Source organism: Maribacter spongiicola, assembly GCF_052119685.1.
Lineage (GTDB): Bacteria > Bacteroidota > Bacteroidia > Flavobacteriales > Flavobacteriaceae > Maribacter > Maribacter spongiicola_A.
The window spans coordinates 115026-134020 of the sequence record NZ_JBGQOO010000011.1; the positions used below are offsets into that span (position 1 = coordinate 115026).

The following is an 18995-nucleotide window of genomic DNA, read 5'->3' on the forward strand; positions in this document are numbered from 1 at the left end:
TCTGACTATGAAAGTAAATACGCAATCGGTAAATTTTAATGCAGACAGTAAGTTGATTAATTTTCTGCAAAACAGACTGGATAAGGTGGAAACCTTTTATTCTAAGGTAATTAGCTCTGATGTTTATATGAAAGTGGAGAATACAAGTTCTAAAGAGAATAAAATAGTGGAGATTAAAATTACGATTCCCAAAGATAAATTTGTCGTAAAAAAACAATGTAAATCATTTGAAGAGGCTGTAGACTCTGCCTGTAGTTCGCTGGAACGTAGGCTAATAAAACAAAAAGAGAAAATAAGATTTCAAGCGTGATAAAAATTTTTCAAAATTTATTTTGAATAAACAAAAAACTAGTATACATTTGCAGTCCGTTAGAAATAGCGGGCTTTTTTATGACGATAAAAGTTGTAAAACAAGCCGATGTAGCTCAGCTGGCTAGAGCAGCTGATTTGTAATCAGCAGGTCGTGGGTTCGAGTCCCTCCATCGGCTCTTAAGTTCTTTAAAATATTAGTTTGAGGGGAGATACTCAAGCGGCCAACGAGGGCAGACTGTAAATCTGCTGACTACGTCTTCGCAGGTTCGAATCCTGCTCTCCCCACAAAACTTTTATCCAAAGAAAATTATTGAAATATTGTAATATTATAAGCGGGAGTAGCTCAGTTGGTAGAGCGTCAGCCTTCCAAGCTGAATGTCGCCGGTTCGAACCCGGTCTCCCGCTCTATAAATTTGACAGTAATGTCATTCCTGCGAAGGCAGGAATCTGCCTTAAAGGGTGGGTTCGACACTTTACGCCGGTGTAGCTCAGGGGTAGAGCGTTTCCTTGGTAAGGAAGAGGTCACGAGTTCAATTCTCGTCATTGGCTCATTTAAGGTATAAATTTGTACACTAATATAAACTAAGAATAAAATTCATTAAACATGGCAAAGGAAACTTTCGATCGTTCCAAACCGCACTTAAATATAGGTACTATTGGACACGTGGATCACGGTAAAACTACATTAACTGCTGCTATTACAACTGTTTTGGCAAACGCAGGTCTTTCTGAAATGAGAAGTTTCGATTCTATCGATAACGCTCCTGAGGAAAAAGAAAGAGGTATTACTATTAACACTTCACACGTAGAGTACTCTACAGCTAATCGTCATTACGCTCATGTTGACTGTCCTGGTCACGCGGATTACGTAAAGAACATGGTTACTGGTGCTGCTCAAATGGATGGTGCTATATTGGTTGTTGCTGCTACAGATGGTCCTATGCCACAAACACGTGAGCATATCCTTTTAGGTCGTCAGGTTGGAATTCCTAGAATGGTTGTATTCATGAATAAAGTGGATATGGTTGATGATGAGGAATTAATCGAGCTTGTTGAGATGGAAGTAAGAGAATTACTTTCTTTCTATGAGTATGATGGTGATAATGGACCTGTAATCGCTGGATCTGCATTAGGTGCATTGAACGGTGAGCAAAAGTGGGTTGATACAGTAATGGAATTGATGGAAGCTGTTGATAGCTGGATCGAATTACCTCCAAGAGATGTTGATAAGCCTTTCTTGATGCCTGTTGAAGATGTATTTACAATTACTGGTCGTGGTACTGTTGCAACTGGTCGTATAGAAACTGGTATTGCTAACACTGGTGATCCTGTTGAGATTATTGGTATGGGTGCTGTAAAATTAACTTCTACTGTTACAGGAGTTGAGATGTTCCGTAAGATCTTAAATAGAGGTGAAGCTGGAGATAATGTTGGTATCTTATTAAGAGGTATTGAAAAGTCTCAAATTAGTCGTGGAATGGTAATCTGTAAGCCAGGTTCTGTTAAGCCACATGCTAAATTTGAAGCTGAGGTTTATGTTTTGAAAAAAGAAGAAGGTGGTCGTCACACTCCATTCCATAATAACTATCGTCCACAGTTTTATGTAAGAACAACTGACGTAACAGGTAACATTGCACTTCCTGCAGGAGTTGAAATGGTTATGCCTGGTGATAACCTTACAATTACAGTTGAATTGATTCAGCCAATCGCATTAAGCATAGGTCTACGTTTCGCTATCCGTGAAGGTGGTAGAACAGTAGGTGCTGGTCAGGTGACTAAGATCATAGATTAATTTTAATCTAAATAGAGTATTGTGTATAAGGGTGTCCTGCTCAAGCGGGACACCTTTACATGCAAATAATAGAATAGGTGATTAAGTTCATCGTTCATACGGGTGTAGCTCAGTTGGTAGAGCACTGGTCTCCAAAACCAGGTGTCGGGAGTTCGAGTCTCTCCTCCCGTGCAGCAATAGAATTTGGGTGAGATATCCTATTTGTTGAAATTGTAAAACAGAATTTAAATGTTCACATATATAAAAGAATCCGTTGAAGAGTTAAGGAATAGTGTTACTCTTCCATCACGTGCAGAATCATCAAACTTGATGGTTATTGTAGCTGTGTTTTCTATCCTTTTTGCTTTGGCTACTTGGGGTGTAGATACGGTCTTTAGTAAAGTGATTAAATCTTATTTCAACTACGTTTTAAACTAAATAGGACTATGTCAGAAGTATTAGAAAAAAAATGGTACGTTGTAAGAGCTGTTAGTGGTCAAGAGAATAAAATCAAAGGATACATTGAGAGTGAAGTAGAGCGTCATGGTTTCTCTGACTATTTAGAAGATGTTCTTGTTCCTACCGAGAAGGTTGTGCAAATCAGAAATGGAAAGAAAATAAACAAAGAAAGAGTTTATTTTCCTGGATATATTATGGTAAAAGCCAATTTAGGTGGTGAGATGGTTCACATAATCAGATCTATAACAAATGTTATAGGGTTTTTAGGGGAAACAAAAGGAGGTGATCCTGTTCCATTAAGAAGAAATGAAGTAAACAGAATGCTTGGTAAGGTAGATGAACTAGCTGTGAATACAGATAGTGTAGCTATCCCATTTGTGTTTGGTGAAACGGTAAAAGTAATTGATGGTCCTTTTAATGGCTTCAATGGTACTGTTGAGAAGATAAATGAAGAAAAACGTAAGCTTGAGGTTATGGTGAAAATTTTCGGTAGAAAAACACCATTAGAGCTTAGTTATATGCAAGTAGAGAAGGTATAAATATTAATATAAGTGTTACATACATATAATTAAAGTAGTGTTGCTTCCGAAAACACACTTTCAATTTAATTTTAAACAATGGCAAAAGAAATAGGTAAAGTAGTTAAACTACAAGTTAAGGGAGGTGCAGCGAATCCATCGCCACCGGTTGGACCTGCCTTAGGAGCTGCTGGTGTTAACATTATGGAATTCTGTAAGCAGTTTAATGCTCGTACACAGGATAAACCAGGTAAAGTATTACCAGTTGTTATCACCGTTTACAAAGACAAGTCTTTCGACTTCGTTGTAAAAACTCCACCGGCGGCAATTCAGCTATTGGAAGCGGCTAAGATTAAAAAAGGATCTGGCGAACCTAACAGAGTAAAATTAGGTAGTGTTACCTGGGACCAAATCAAGGCAATAGCCGAAGATAAAATGGTTGACCTTAACGCATTTACAGTAGAATCTGCTATGAGTATGATAGCGGGTACTGCACGTTCTATGGGTATGAAGGTAGCAGGAAAGAAACCTTTTTAAAATCTTAAAAGTAATTAAATGGCAAAGTTAACTAAGAAGCAAAAAGAAGCGCATTCTAAAATAGAGAAAGATAAATTGTACTCTGTTTCTGAAGCTTCAGCTTTAATAAAAGAGATAACCAATACAAAATTTGACGCATCTGTAGATTTAGCAGTTCGTTTGGGTGTAGATCCAAGGAAAGCTAATCAAATGGTACGTGGTGTAGTTACGCTACCTCATGGTACTGGTAAAGATGTTAAGGTTTTAGCTTTGGTAACACCAGACAAAGAAGCAGAGGCTCAAGAAGCAGGTGCTGATTATGTAGGGTTAGATGAGTATTTGGAAAAAATTAAAAACGGTTGGACAGATGTTGATGTAATTATCACAATGCCAAGTGTAATGGGTAAATTAGGTCCCTTAGGTCGTGTTTTAGGGCCAAGAGGTTTAATGCCTAATCCAAAAACAGGAACTGTAACTATGGATGTGGCTAAGGCTGTAGCTGAAGTTAAGGCAGGTAAGATAGATTTTAAAGTTGATAAAACAGGTATCGTACATGCTGCGATAGGTAAGGCTTCTTTTTCTGCTGATAAAATAGCGGATAATGCTAAGGAGTTGTTAGATACTTTGAATAAATTGAAGCCAACAGCGGCAAAAGGTGTTTACATGAAAACTATTTTCATGTCTAGTACAATGAGCCCTAGTTTGCAATTAGATCCAAAGTCAGTTTAACAGCTGGTAGTTAAAAATTAAAAGTATGACAAGAGAAGAAAAAGCAAACGTTATAAAAGATTTGACTACGCAGTTGGCAGATAGCACCACAATTTATGTGGCTGATATTTCAGGTTTAGATGCAGGTACAACTTCTGATTTAAGAAGAGCTTGCTTTAAAGCTAATATTAGACTAGCTGTAGTTAAGAATACATTGCTTGCAAAAGCAATGGAAGCTTCAGACAAAGAATTTGGTGAATTACCTGAAACATTAAAAGGGAATACTTCTCTTATGTTTTCTGATGTTGCCAATGCCCCTGCAAAATTGATAAAGAACTTTAGAAAGAAATCTAAAAAACCTTTATTGAAAGGAGCTTTTGTAGAAGAAGCAATTTACATAGGTGATGAAAACTTGGATGCTTTAGTTAGCATTAAGTCTAAAGAAGAAATGATTGGCGAAATTATTGGATTGTTACAATCTCCAGCCAAGAATGTTATTTCAGGACTTAAATCTGGTGGTGGTAAACTTGCTGGAATCCTTAAAACATTATCTGAAAGATAAGAACGCACAATTAACTAAGTATATTTTAAAAATTTTATTAAACGATAGAAAATGGCAGATTTAAAAGATTTCGCAGAGCAATTGGTTAACCTTACGGTAAAAGAAGTAAACGAGTTAGCTACTATATTAAAAGATGAATACGGTATCGAGCCTGCAGCAGCAGCAGTAGCAGTAGCAGCAGCTGGTGGTGGAGATGCTGGTGAAGCAGCAGAAGAGAAAACTGAATTCGATGTAATTTTAAAAGCAGCAGGTGCTTCTAAATTAGCAGTTGTTAAATTGGTTAAAGAATTAACTGGTTTAGGTTTGAAAGATGCGAAAGATATCGTTGATAGCGCACCAAAAGCAATTAAAGAAGGTGTTACTAAAGACGAAGCTGAAGGTATCAAAAAATCATTGGAAGAAGCTGGAGCAGAAGTTGAGCTTAAATAATAGCAACAACCATATTATTTTTGGTTTAGGTCTTCTCGCTTTTTGCGGTTAGACCTAAGCCTTTTTATAGAATTAGGTATATTAAGAGGTATACTACTCATTTAGTACTCACGATCAAAACACTGTCCGTAGATGTTCACAAATAATACTGAAAGAATAAGCTTCGCTTCCGCAAGAAACACACCGGATTACCCGGATTTCTTGGATATTCAGATTAAATCTTTCCAAGACTTTTTTCAACTAGAGACTAAGTCAGATGAAAGAGGTAACGAAGGTCTTTATAATACCTTCATGGAAAACTTTCCGATCACTGATACAAGAAATCAGTTTGTATTGGAATTTTTAGATTATTTTATAGATCCACCAAGATATTCTATTCAAGAATGTATCGAACGTGGTCTTACTTACAGCGTTCCTTTAAAAGCACGTTTAAAGTTGTATTGTACTGATCCTGAACATGAGGATTTTGAGACAATCGTACAAGATGTGTATTTAGGTACGATTCCTTACATGACTCCGAGTGGTACTTTTGTTATCAATGGAGCAGAAAGGGTTGTTGTTTCTCAGTTACACCGTTCTCCTGGTGTGTTCTTTGGACAGTCATTCCATGCAAATGGAACAAAATTATATTCTGCAAGGGTAATTCCTTTTAAAGGTTCTTGGATAGAATTTGCTACCGATATTAATGGCGTTATGTATGCTTATATCGATAGAAAGAAAAAATTACCGGTGACAACATTGTTCAGAGCTATTGGTTTTGAACGTGATAAAGATATATTAGAGATTTTTGACCTTTCGGAAGAAGTGAAAGTTTCTAATGCCGGACTTAAAAAAGTGCTTGGTCGCAAATTAGCGGCTAGAGTTTTGAACACTTGGCATGAAGATTTTGTTGATGAGGATACTGGTGAGGTAGTTTCTATTGAGCGTAATGAAATTGTTCTTGATCGAGATACAATTCTTGAAAAAGAGCACATTACCGAAATAATTGATGCTGATGTAAAGACTATTCTTTTACATAAAGAAAATAATGCGCAATCTGATTACGCAATTATTCATAATACACTTCAAAAAGATCCAACGAATTCTGAAAAAGAAGCCGTTGAACATATTTACCGTCAATTACGTAATGCCGAGCCGCCAGATGAGGAGACAGCACGTGGTATTATTGACAAATTATTCTTTTCTGATCAACGTTACAACTTAGGTGAAGTAGGTCGTTACAGAATGAACAAGAAATTACAGTTGGATATTGGAATGGACAAACAGGTTTTGACCAAAGAAGATATCATAACTATTATTAAATATTTAATTGAGTTAATCAATTCTAAAGCAGAGATTGATGATATTGATCACCTTTCTAACCGTCGTGTACGTACTGTTGGTGAGCAATTATCTCAACAGTTTGGCGTAGGTTTAGCTCGTATGGCTAGAACTATTCGTGAGCGTATGAACGTTCGTGATAATGAAGTATTTACACCTATTGATTTAATTAATGCGAAGACATTGTCTTCTGTAATTAATTCTTTTTTTGGTACGAATCAGTTATCTCAGTTTATGGATCAAACGAATCCATTAGCAGAGATTACGCACAAGAGAAGACTTTCGGCATTAGGTCCAGGTGGTTTATCTAGAGAACGTGCAGGTTTCGAAGTACGTGATGTTCACTATACACACTACGGTCGTTTATGTCCTATTGAAACTCCTGAAGGTCCGAACATTGGTTTGATATCTTCATTGTCTGTGTTTGCTAAAGTAAACCCAATGGGCTTCTTAGAAACACCATATAGAAAAGTAACAAATTCTGTTGTTGATTATAAGAATTTTACATATTTAAGTGCAGAGGAAGAAGAAGGAATGAAAATTGCGCAAGCAAACATTCCAATGAAAGAAGATGGTACTATTGATGCTGAAAAGGTTATTGCAAGAGAAGAAGGTGATTTCCCTGTTGTAGATCCGTCAGAAATTCAATATACCGATGTTGCACCTAATCAAATTGCCTCTATATCAGCATCTTTAATTCCATTCTTGGAACATGATGATGCTAACAGGGCTTTGATGGGATCTAACATGATGCGCCAGGCTGTTCCTTTATTGAAACCACAATCACCTATTGTTGGTACAGGTTTAGAGCGTCAAGTAGCATCAGATTCAAGGGTATTGATCAATGCAGAAGGTGATGGAGTTATTGAGTATGTAGATGCTCAAAAAGTTACTATCAAGTATGATAGAAGCGATGAAGAAAGATTAATCAGTTTTGAAGAAGATAGTAAGACCTATTTCCTTGTTAAGTTTAGAAAAACAAACCAAGGAACCAATATTAACCTTAAGCCAATTGTTCAAAAAGGTGATAGAGTTAAGAAGGGGCAAGTTCTTTGTGAAGGTTATGCAACTGAAAAGGGAGAATTAGCACTAGGTAGAAACCTTGTTGTGGCATTTATGCCATGGAAAGGATACAACTTTGAGGATGCGATCGTAATTTCTGAAAAAGTTGTTCGTGAAGATATCTTTACATCTATACATGTTGATGAGTATTCTCTAGAAGTAAGAGATACCAAATTAGGAGCTGAAGAGCTTACACATGATATACCAAACGTTTCAGAAGAGGCAACAAAAGACCTTGATGAAAATGGTATGATTAGAATTGGTGCCGAGGTAAAACCTGGCGATATTCTAATTGGTAAAATTACTCCGAAAGGGGAATCTGATCCAACACCTGAAGAAAAATTATTACGTGCTATTTTTGGTGACAAAGCTGGCGATGTAAAAGATGCTTCGTTAAAAGCTTCACCTTCATTAAGAGGGGTAGTAATTGATAAGAAGTTATTCTCTAGGTCGGTAAAGGATAAGAGAAAACGTTCAGAAGATAAAGAAGAACTTTCTAAGCTTGAATTGGAATACGAAGTAAAATTCCAAGAATTGAAAGATGTTCTTGTTGAGAAATTATTTACCATAGTAAATGGTAAAACTTCTCAAGGTGTTCTTAACGATTTAGGTGAAGAAGTATTACCTAAGGGTAAGAAGTACACAATGAAAATGTTAAATTCTGTAGATGATTTCGCTCACTTAGTTGGTGGAAGCTGGACAACAGATAATGATACGAATACATTAGTTGCTGATTTACTTCATAACTATAAAATTAAACTTAACGATTTACAAGGTAACTTGAGAAGAGATAAGTTTACAATATCTGTTGGTGATGAATTACCAGCTGGTATTATGAAATTAGCCAAAGTATATATTGCTAAAAAGCGTAAGCTAAAAGTTGGTGATAAAATGGCAGGTAGACATGGTAACAAAGGTATTGTATCTAGAATAGTACGTCATGAAGATATGCCGTTCTTAGAAGATGGAACTCCTGTAGATATCGTTCTTAACCCATTAGGTGTACCATCTCGTATGAACATTGGTCAAATCTATGAAACAGTATTGGGTTGGGCAGGTCTTAAGCTTGGTAGAAAGTATGCAACACCAATTTTTGATGGTGCGACTTTAGATCAAATTAATGAGTATACCGACGAAGCTGGAATTCCAAGATTTGGACATACATATTTATATGATGGTGGAACTGGACAACGTTTTGATCAACCAGCAACAGTTGGTGTGATTTACATGTTGAAACTTGGACACATGGTAGATGATAAGATGCATGCTCGTTCTATAGGACCATATTCATTAATAACACAACAACCTTTGGGTGGTAAAGCTCAATTTGGTGGTCAGCGTTTTGGAGAGATGGAAGTTTGGGCACTTGAAGCTTATGGTGCATCGGCAACCTTACGTGAGATTTTAACGGTGAAGTCTGATGATGTTATCGGAAGAGCTAAAACTTATGAATCGATCGTTAAAGGTGAAACAATGCCTGAGCCTGGTTTACCAGAATCTTTCAACGTTTTAATGCACGAACTTAAGGGATTAGGTTTGGATATTAGACTTGAGGAATAGTTCAATATTTTATATTGAAGACTATTAAGTAAAACAAATTAAAACATTATCAGCACGCTATTATGGCTAGAATAAAAGATAATAACCCAATAAAAAGGTTCGATAAAATTTCAATAGGATTAGCTTCGCCAGAATCAATTTTGGCAGAATCTAGAGGTGAAGTTTTAAAGCCTGAAACAATTAACTATAGAACTCACAAACCAGAACGTGATGGTTTGTTCTGTGAGCGTATTTTTGGTCCTGTTAAGGATTATGAGTGTGCTTGTGGTAAATACAAACGTATTCGTTACCGTGGTATCGTATGTGATCGTTGCGGTGTAGAGGTAACAGAGAAGAAGGTACGTAGAGATCGTGTAGGTCATATCAACTTGGTAGTACCAGTTGCTCACATTTGGTATTTCCGTTCTTTACCGAACAAAATAGGATACCTATTAGGTTTACCTTCCAAGAAATTGGATATGATAATTTACTACGAACGTTATGTAGTAATTCAAGCGGGTATTGCTAAAGGTCCTGAAGGAGAAGAAATTCAGAAAATGGATTTCTTGACCGAAGAAGAGTATCTAAATATTTTAGAAACTATTCCTCAAGAAAATCAGTATTTAGAAGATTCTGACCCAAATAAGTTTATCGCTAAAATGGGAGCAGAGTGTTTAATTGATTTGTTAGGTAGAATCAATCTTAAAGAACTTTCTTTTGAGCTTAGACATAAAGCAAATACAGAAACTTCTAAGCAACGTAAGACTGAGGCGTTAAAACGTTTGCAGGTTGTAGAAGCTTTAAGAGAATCTCAAGAGAATAGAGAAAACGAGCCAGAATGGATGATTATGAAAGTAATTCCGGTTATTCCACCAGAATTACGTCCATTAGTGCCATTAGATGGTGGTCGTTTTGCGACTTCTGATTTAAATGATCTTTATAGAAGGGTAATTATTCGTAATAACCGTTTAAAAAGATTAGTTGAGATTAAGGCACCAGAAGTAATTTTACGTAATGAAAAACGTATGCTTCAAGAAGCTGTAGATTCTTTGTTCGATAACACAAGAAAGGCATCTGCTGTAAAAACTGAATCTAATAGACCATTAAAGTCTCTTTCAGATTCTTTAAAAGGTAAGCAAGGTCGTTTCCGTCAAAACTTACTTGGTAAGCGTGTTGATTATTCTGCACGTTCGGTAATTGTTGTAGGGCCAGAATTGAACTTATTCGAATGTGGTCTTCCAAAAGATATGGCTGCTGAATTGTACAAGCCTTTCGTAATTAGAAAACTAATTGAAAGAGGAATTGTAAAAACAGTTAAATCTGCGAAGAAAATTATAGATAAAAAAGAGCCTGTAGTTTGGGATATCTTAGAGAATGTATTGAAAGGTCACCCGGTTTTATTAAACAGGGCTCCAACATTGCACCGTTTAGGTATTCAAGCTTTTCAGCCTAAATTAATAGAAGGTAAAGCGATTCGTCTTCATCCATTGGCATGTACTGCATTTAATGCAGATTTCGATGGGGATCAAATGGCGGTTCACTTACCATTAGGACCAGAGGCAATCTTAGAAGCGCAATTATTAATGCTTGCTTCTCAGAATATATTAAACCCTGCGAATGGTTCTCCAATTACGGTACCATCACAGGATATGGTCTTGGGTCTGTATTATATGACCAAAGAGCGTAAATCAACACCAGAAGTACCAGTTATTGGTGAAGGATTAACTTTTTACTCACCTGAAGAAGTAGAAATTGCTTTTAATGAAGGTAAAGTAAACCTTAACGCAGGTATAAAGGTTAGAACTAAAGACTTTAATGAAGAAGGGGAGTTGGTTAATCAAATTATACCTACCACTGTTGGTCGTGTATTATTTAACAATTTCGTTCCTGAAGAAGCTGGTTATATCAACCAAGTTCTAAATAAGAAAGCTTTAAGAAATATCATTGGTGATATTTTGGCTGTTACAAGTGTACCAGTTACCGCTGCTTTCTTAGATAAGATTAAAACGATGGGTTATGATTTCGCTTTTAAAGGTGGATTGTCCTTTAGTTTGGGGGATATTATTATACCTGCTGAGAAAATGGATATGATTGGTGAGGCAAATGTTCAAGTAGATGGTATTATGGCCAACTATAACATGGGTCTTATTACCAATAATGAAAGATATAATCAAGTTATTGATGTTTGGACATCGACTAACGCTCAGTTGACAGAGTTAGCCATGAAACGTATTCGTGAGGATCAACAAGGTTTCAACTCTGTATATATGATGCTTGATTCTGGTGCAAGGGGTTCTAAGGAGCAAATTCGTCAGTTGACCGGTATGCGTGGATTAATGGCTAAGCCTAAAAAATCTACTGCAGGTGGTGGTGAAATTATTGAAAACCCAATTCTTTCTAACTTTAAGGAAGGTCTTTCGATTTTAGAGTACTTCATTTCAACGCACGGTGCACGTAAGGGTCTTGCGGATACCGCTTTGAAAACGGCAGATGCTGGGTATTTAACAAGAAGGTTAGTAGATGTATCTCAAGATGTAATTATTAACACTGAAGATTGTGAAACTCTAAGAGGTGTTGAAGTTCAGGCGCTTAAAAAGAATGAAGAGATTGTTGAAAGCTTAGGGGAAAGAATTTTAGGTCGTGTATCATTACATGATGTTTATAACCCAATGACAGAAGAATTAGTTCTTCGTGCTGGTCAACAGATTATGGAAGTAGATGTGAAAAGAATTGAAGCTTCTCCTATCGAGAAAGTAGAAGTTCGTTCTGCATTGACTTGTGAAGCCGAAAAAGGAATTTGTGCTAAATGTTATGGTAGAAACCTTTCTACAAATAAGATGGTACAAAGAGGTGAAGCTGTAGGTGTTGTAGCTGCTCAATCAATTGGGGAGCCAGGTACACAGCTTACACTTAGAACATTCCACGTAGGTGGTATTGCTGGTAACATTTCTGAAGATAACAAGTTAGAAGTAAGATTCTCTGGTGTTGCCGAGATTGAAGACTTAAGAACAGTTACCGGAGAAGGGTCAGATGGTAACCCTTCTGAAATTGTAATTTCTAGAACAAGTGAAATAAAAATTGTTGATGCTAAAACAGGTATTACTTTAAGTACAGGTAATATACCTTATGGTTCTCAATTATTTATTGAAAATGGCGCTAAGGTTAATAAAGGAGATGTTATTTGTTCTTGGGATCCATATAACGGTGTTATAGTTTCTGAATTCCCAGGTAAGATAGCTTATGAAAATATCGATCAAGGTGTTACTTACCAAGTTGAAATTGATGAGCAAACAGGTTTCCAAGAAAAAGTTATTTCTGAATCTAGAAACAAGAAATTGATTCCAACATTATTGATTCAAGATGCTAAAGGTGAAACTTTACGTTCATATAACTTACCGGTAGGTTCGCATATTATGGTCGATGATGGCGATAAGATTAAAGAAGGTAAAATTTTGGTTAAGATTCCACGTAAATCTGCGAAAGCTGGTGATATTACTGGTGGTCTTCCAAGAGTTACTGAATTATTCGAAGCGAGAAATCCATCAAACCCTGCTGTTGTTTCTGAAATTGACGGTGTTGTTTCTTTTGGTAAAATCAAGAGAGGTAATAGAGAAATTATCATTGAATCGAAATTAGGTGAGGTGAAGAAATATCTTGTAAAACTTTCTAATCAGATTTTAGTACAAGAGAACGATTATGTAAGAGCTGGTATGCCATTATCAGATGGTTCAATTACGCCAGAAGATATTTTAGCCATTAAAGGTCCTTCAGCTGTACAACAATACTTAGTAAACGAAGTTCAAGAAGTTTATAGATTACAAGGTGTTAAGATTAATGATAAGCACTTCGAAGTAGTTGTTAGACAGATGATGCGTAAAGTAAGAATTCAAGATCCAGGTGATACTATCTTCTTAGAGAATCAATTGATTCATAAAGATGATTTCATTATGGAAAATGATGAGATTTTCGGTAAGAAAGTAGTTATGGAAGCAGGTGATTCTACTAACCTTAAAGCAGGTCAAATCGTTACTCCTCGCGAGTTGAGAGATGAAAATTCGCTATTAAGACGTGGTGATAAGGCATTGGTTGAAGCAAGAGATGCCGTATCGGCAACTGCAACTCCAATTCTACAAGGTATTACTAGAGCATCGCTACAAACGAAATCGTTTATTTCTGCAGCATCGTTCCAAGAAACGACTAAAGTTTTAAATGAAGCTGCTGTAAGTGGTAAGATAGATTATTTAGAAGGTCTTAAAGAGAATGTAATCGTTGGTCATAAGATTCCGGCTGGTACGGGTATGAGAGACTACGATAGCATTATCGTTGGATCGAAGGAAGAATACGATGAAATAATGGCCAGAAAAGAGGCATTAAGATTCTAATTTTATAATAACCCTCAAATTTTTATTTGGGGGTTATTTTTTTAATAAAATAAAAGTATGAGTGACAATAAGAATCCGAATCAAAAGCAAATAAATATTGAATTGGACGAGAAGATGGCAGAAGGTATTTATTCAAATCTAGCCATTATCAATCATTCAGTTTCAGAATTTGTAGTTGACTTCATTAGTATGATGCCCGGAGCTCCAAAAGCAAAGGTCAAGAGTAGAATTATACTTACCCCGCAACACGCTAAGAAGTTTTTGAAAGCATTAAATGATAACGTACAGCGGTTTGAAAAAGCTAATGGTACTATTAAAGATTATGAGCAACCTTCGATACCAATGAATTTTGGTCCGACCGGTGAAGCATAAAAAAAATCCCAACTTTTAAAGTTGGGATTTTTTTATTCAAATTCAGATGTAAAATGAAGTTTTACCGATGGATATTTTTGCTGTGTCATTTGAAGCGAAAATTGTGAATCGGCCAAGAAAACTAATTGTCCTTTTTTATCTTTTGCTAGGAATTTTTGTTTAACACGTTCAAATTCTTTGAATTCATCTGTTTTTCTATTTTCGGTACCAACCCAACAAGCTTTATATACATTGAAATTTTCGTAGCTACATTTTGCGCCGTATTCATGCTCTAGTCTATACTGTATCACTTCAAACTGTAAGGCTCCTACAGTTCCTATTATTTTTCTACCATTTAATTCCAAGGTAAATAATTGGGCAACGCCCTCATCCATCAATTGATCAATACCTTTATTGAGTTGTTTAGACTTCATAGGGTCTGCATTGTTAATGTACCTGAAATGTTCAGGAGAGAAGCTGGGTATGCCTTTGTAGTGTAAATTTTCACCTTCGGTTAATGTATCTCCAATTTTAAAGTTTCCTGTATCATGTAAACCTACAATGTCTCCAGGATAAGAGATATCTACTATTTCTTTCTTTTCGGCAAAAAATGCATTCGGACTCGAGAACTTAAGATTTTTACCATGCCTTACATGTAAATATGGTTTGTTGCGCTCAAAAGTACCAGAGACAATTTTTATAAATGCAAGACGGTCTCTGTGCTTAGGATCCATGTTCGCATGAATTTTAAATACAAAACCTGTCATTTCTTTTTCGTTAGCTGCTACAAGGCGTTCTTCAGCATTCTTTGAGCGTGGAGTAGGGGCAATTTGAATAAAGCAATCTAAAAGCTCCCTTACTCCGAAGTTGTTTAGTGCAGATCCAAAAAATACGGGTTGTTGTTCTCCTTTTAAATAAAGCTCTTTATCAAAATTAGGATAAACACCCCTAACCAATTCTAGGTTATCTCGTAAATCCGTTGCTGCCTTGCTTCCTATAATTTTATCTAACTCAGGATTAGTTACATCATCAAATGCTATAGTTTCTTCGATGTTCTTCTTACAATCGCCACTAAATAAATTAATATTTTTTTCGAAAATATTGTAGATACCTTTAAAATCATATCCCATACCTATAGGGAAGCTTAACGGAGTTACAGAAAGACCTAGTTTTTGCTCTAATTCATCAAGTAAGTCAAAAGCATCTTGACCTTCTCTATCCATTTTATTTATAAATACCAAAATCGGTATTTTACGCATTCTACAAACTTCGACCAATTTAACTGTTTGATCCTCTACACCTTTTGCAACATCGATAACAACTATAACACTATCAACCGCAGTTAACGTTCTAAAAGTATCTTCTGCGAAATCTTTATGACCTGGGGTGTCAAGAATATTAATTTTCTTATTCTTATAATTAAAAGCAAGAACAGAAGTGGCAACAGAAATACCTCTTTGTCTTTCAATTTCCATAAAATCACTAGTAGCTGTTTTTTTGATCTTATTATTTTTAACAGCTCCTGCTTCTTGAATCGCACCACCAAATAATAGTAATTTCTCAGTTAATGTAGTTTTACCTGCATCTGGGTGAGAAATAATACCAAAGGTTCTTCTGCGTTCTATTTCTTGCTTAAAGGTCATATACGAAATTTGTGCAAAAGTAATATAAAATCAATTCTTAACATTTAAGATTGCTAAATGATAGTTTTAGTTTTTTAATTGTTTTCAAATCAATTTAATAATACTCTCTTGATATAAATGAAATATTTTTCAAGTAGAATGGTCTTTTCATTCATAATTACCGTAGATAGTACAAATGTTAAATATTATTAAGTATTTGACCTAGTTTTTTAACCGATTGACTTATGAATTTGATGGTTAATCGAAAAAGAATTTGAGTTGATTCAATTATAATATATCTTAGCATCGTTAAATAAGACAGCCCCACTTTCTTATAACGAACTTTCAAAAAACACTATTAAATGCCATGGTGATTAGTAAAACACTAACACTTATGGGTAAAATTACTTTGAAATTACGTAACTTAATATTGTTAAAAGCATTAGCTACTTTTACATTACTATTGTTGACGTCATCTTTTTCTAACATTAACAAACTAGAATCCGATTTATCTACTCTGTATACTATTGATACTGATGGTGATGGTGTATTAGATTCAATTGATATCGATGATGATGGGGATGGTATCATAGATATAAATGAAGATAAAAATTTAGATGGAGATCATAATCATACCACTAATCCTACAGATACGGATTGTGACGGTGTTCCCGATTATTTAGATATAGATTCAGATAATGATGGTATTCTAGATAATTTGGAAGCTCCAAATTTTCATAAATATAAACCAGCATCAGGAATAGATTTAGATGGTAATGGTTTAGATGATATTTACGAAAAATTGCCTGGTAGTGGTGAAGGGGTTAAAGTAGACGATAGAGATGGTGACGGTAAACCAAATCATCTTGATATAGATACCGACAATGATGGTATACCTGATAACGTAGAGGCACAGACAACCGCTGGCTATATTCCTCCAAACCTTGATAGTAGTGCGACTTATACCTTGAATAATGGTATTAATAGTGCATATATTGGTGGTTTAACACCAGTGAATACCGATGGTACACCTCCTCCAAACAAACCAGATTATCAAGATTTTGATAGCGATGATGATTTTGTTCTCGATAGTAACGAGGGCAACGATTTTAACTTTGACGGAATACCTGACCAAATATTGACAGGTATAGATACCGATGGCGATGGATTGGACGATGGTTATGAGGGGTCTGATGTAAATGATGGTTTCGATGTCAACGATGAGATCAACGACCCTGCGAACGATTTACCTGATACCGATGGTACCGATGATGTAAATTATAGAGATTTCGACGATGACGGTGATGGAATAGATACACCTGACGAGGATGCTAACAACGATGGTGACCCTACAAATGACGATACCGATATTGATGGTACTCCCGACTATCTTGATGTAGATGATACACTTGGTCCTGATACAGATGGCGATGGTGTTCCAGACAGTGCCGATCTTGATGACGACAATGATGGAATATTGGATACGGTAGAAGATCCAAATTTAGATGGAGACAATAATCCATTGACAGATCCATTAGATTCGGATAATGATGGAAAGCCAAATCATTTGGATATCGATAGCGATAACGATGGAATTCCAGATAACGTAGAAGCACAGACTACTGATGGTTATGTAGCTCCTAATGAGGACGATGCTGCTACATACGCATCTAACGATGGTGTCAACAGTGCATATCCTGAAGGACTTACACCGGTAAATACAGATGGTGCCGATAATGTAGACTATCTTGATTTAGACAGTGATAATGATTCTGTTCCTGATAACAATGAGGGCAATGATTTTAATTTTGACGGCATTCCTGATCAAACTTTTACAGGTGTCGATACAGATGGCGATGGATTGGACGACGGTTATGAGGGTTCAGATGTAAATGATGGTTTCGATGTCAACGATGAGATCAACGACCCTGCGAACGATTTACCTGATACCGATGGTACTGAAGATGTAAATTATAGAGATTTAGACGATGACGGTGATGGAATAGATACACCTGACGAGGATGCTAACAACGATGGTGATCCAACAAATGACGATACCGATAATGATGGTATTCCGGATTATTTAGATCCTGACAGCCCAGGACCTGATACAGATGGTGACGGTGTTCCTGACAGTGCCGATCTTGATGATGATAATGATGGTATATTGGATACGGTTGAAGATCCTAATTTAGATGGAGACAATAATCCATTGACAGATCCATTAGATTCGGATAATGACGGAAAGCCAAATCATTTGGATATCGATAGCGATAACGATGGAATTCCAGATAACGTAGAAGCACAGACTACTGATGGTTATGTAGCTCCTAATGAGGACGATGCTGCTACATACGCATCTAACGATGGTGTCAACAGTGCATATCCGACAGGACTTACTCCAGTAAATACAGATGGAACTGACAATGTTGATTACCTTGATTTGGATAGTGACAATGATACTGTTCCTGATAACAATGAGGGCAATGATTTTAATTTTGACGGAATTCCTGATCAAACTTTTACAGGTGTCGATACAGATGGCGATGGATTAGACGATGGTTATGAGGGGTCAGATGTAAATGATGGTTTCGATGTCAACGATGAGATCAACGACCCTGCGAACGATTTACCTGATACCGATGGTACTGAAGATGTAAATTATAGAGATTTAGACGATGACGGTGATGGAATAGATACACCTGACGAGGATGCTAACAACGATGGTGATCCAACAAATGACGATACCGATAATGATGGTACTCCTGATTATTTAGATCCTGATAACGGACCAATGGAAGTATTAGATGTTGTAGACGATTCTGTAGCAACACCTGTCGATTCTCCAATAGAAATAGATATTCTGGATAATGATTTTGGTATTCCTACAGATGGAACATTAACTGTAACAGATCCAACAAATGGTACTGTTGAAATCAATGATGGAGGTACTCCTGATGATATATCTGATGATACTATTACGTATACGCCAAATGATGGTTTTGAAGGAACAGATGTTATAGAATATACGGTATGTGATACAGAAGGAAACTGTGATACGGCAACGGTAACCATTACTGTAGGTGAACCGGTAGCTCTAGATGTTGTAGACGATTCAGTATCTACACCAATCGATTCTCCAATAGAAATAGATATTCTGGATAATGATTTTGGTATTCCTACAGATGGAACATTAACTGTAACCGATCCAACAAATGGTACCGTTGAAATCAATGATGGAGGTACTCCTGATGATATATCTGATGATACTATTACGTATACGCCAAACGATGGTTTCGAAGGAACAGATGTTATAGAATATACGGTATGTGATGCAGAAGGAAACTGTGATACCGCCACTGTAACTATTACTGTAGGTGAACCGGTAGCTCTAGATGTTGTAGACGATTCAGTATCTACACCAATCGATTCTCCAATAGAAAT

General features: G+C 36.3%; 13 protein-coding genes and 5 tRNA genes. 17 read left to right on the plus strand and 1 reads right to left on the minus strand.

All coding sequences use genetic code 11. From position 1 onward, the window contains the following. The first annotated feature begins 7 nt into the window (after positions 1-7). From hpf to ACEN2N_RS15200, 16 genes are all read left to right on the plus strand, one after another. The gene (hpf, locus tag ACEN2N_RS15125) at positions 8-310 is read left to right on the plus strand and encodes a ribosome hibernation-promoting factor, HPF/YfiA family (protein ID WP_441825109.1); all 303 of its coding nucleotides are present in this window, start codon (positions 8-10) and stop codon (positions 308-310) included. Positions 311-414: 104 nt separating this feature from the next. After that, positions 415-488, plus strand: a tRNA-Thr gene (locus ACEN2N_RS15130). A 27-nt stretch (positions 489-515) separates the two neighbouring features. Then, positions 516-597, plus strand: a tRNA-Tyr gene (locus ACEN2N_RS15135). 47 nt (positions 598-644) lie between these two features. Continuing rightward, positions 645-717: transfer RNA gene (locus ACEN2N_RS15140), tRNA-Gly, on the plus strand. Positions 718-789: 72 nt separating this feature from the next. Then, positions 790-861 (plus strand) — tRNA-Thr (locus tag ACEN2N_RS15145). A 55-nt stretch (positions 862-916) separates the two neighbouring features. Then, entirely contained in the window at positions 917-2104 is a 1188-nt protein-coding gene (gene tuf / locus ACEN2N_RS15150) for an elongation factor Tu (RefSeq protein ID WP_441825110.1), read from the plus strand. A gap of 98 nt (positions 2105-2202) precedes the next feature. After that, positions 2203-2275, plus strand: a tRNA-Trp gene (locus ACEN2N_RS15155). 57 nt (positions 2276-2332) lie between these two features. Then, positions 2333-2521: a preprotein translocase subunit SecE gene (gene secE / locus ACEN2N_RS15160; RefSeq protein WP_133688826.1), complete on the plus strand. Its 189-nt coding sequence runs from the start codon at positions 2333-2335 to the stop codon at positions 2519-2521. 8 nt (positions 2522-2529) lie between these two features. Beyond that, positions 2530-3081, plus strand: a complete 552-nt coding sequence (nusG, locus tag ACEN2N_RS15165) for a transcription termination/antitermination protein NusG (RefSeq protein ID WP_133688827.1) — start codon at positions 2530-2532, stop codon at positions 3079-3081. Positions 3082-3159: 78 nt separating this feature from the next. Continuing rightward, complete coding sequence (rplK, locus tag ACEN2N_RS15170) at positions 3160-3597, plus strand: 50S ribosomal protein L11 (protein ID WP_133688828.1); 438 nt, start codon at positions 3160-3162, stop codon at positions 3595-3597. A gap of 18 nt (positions 3598-3615) precedes the next feature. Beyond that, on the plus strand, positions 3616-4305 hold the full coding sequence (gene rplA, locus ACEN2N_RS15175; RefSeq protein WP_424001806.1) for a 50S ribosomal protein L1: 690 nt from the start codon (positions 3616-3618) through the stop codon (positions 4303-4305). A gap of 25 nt (positions 4306-4330) precedes the next feature. Further along, a complete protein-coding gene (gene rplJ / locus ACEN2N_RS15180) occupies positions 4331-4846 on the plus strand; it encodes a 50S ribosomal protein L10 (protein WP_133688830.1) in 516 nt (171 codons plus the stop codon). A gap of 51 nt (positions 4847-4897) precedes the next feature. After that, complete coding sequence (rplL, locus tag ACEN2N_RS15185) at positions 4898-5275, plus strand: 50S ribosomal protein L7/L12 (protein WP_424001804.1); 378 nt, start codon at positions 4898-4900, stop codon at positions 5273-5275. A 132-nt stretch (positions 5276-5407) separates the two neighbouring features. Further along, on the plus strand, positions 5408-9217 hold the full coding sequence (gene rpoB, locus ACEN2N_RS15190) for a DNA-directed RNA polymerase subunit beta (RefSeq protein ID WP_424001802.1): 3810 nt from the start codon (positions 5408-5410) through the stop codon (positions 9215-9217). Between the two features lie 62 nt (positions 9218-9279). Beyond that, the gene (gene rpoC / locus ACEN2N_RS15195) at positions 9280-13578 is read left to right on the plus strand and encodes a DNA-directed RNA polymerase subunit beta' (RefSeq protein ID WP_441825111.1); all 4299 of its coding nucleotides are present in this window, start codon (positions 9280-9282) and stop codon (positions 13576-13578) included. 57 nt (positions 13579-13635) lie between these two features. Beyond that, positions 13636-13950: a DUF3467 domain-containing protein gene (locus tag ACEN2N_RS15200; RefSeq protein ID WP_073247363.1), complete on the plus strand. Its 315-nt coding sequence runs from the start codon at positions 13636-13638 to the stop codon at positions 13948-13950. Between the two features lie 32 nt (positions 13951-13982). Here ACEN2N_RS15200 and ACEN2N_RS15205 read toward each other — a convergent pair whose 3' ends face one another. After that, positions 13983-15572: a peptide chain release factor 3 gene (locus ACEN2N_RS15205; protein WP_441825112.1), complete on the minus strand. Its 1590-nt coding sequence runs from the start codon at positions 15570-15572 to the stop codon at positions 13983-13985. A gap of 373 nt (positions 15573-15945) precedes the next feature. Between ACEN2N_RS15205 and ACEN2N_RS15210 the strand changes: the two genes are divergently transcribed. Next, positions 15946-18995 (plus strand): Ig-like domain-containing protein (locus tag ACEN2N_RS15210; RefSeq protein ID WP_441825113.1); only part of this gene is annotated, 3050 nt, incomplete at its 3' end.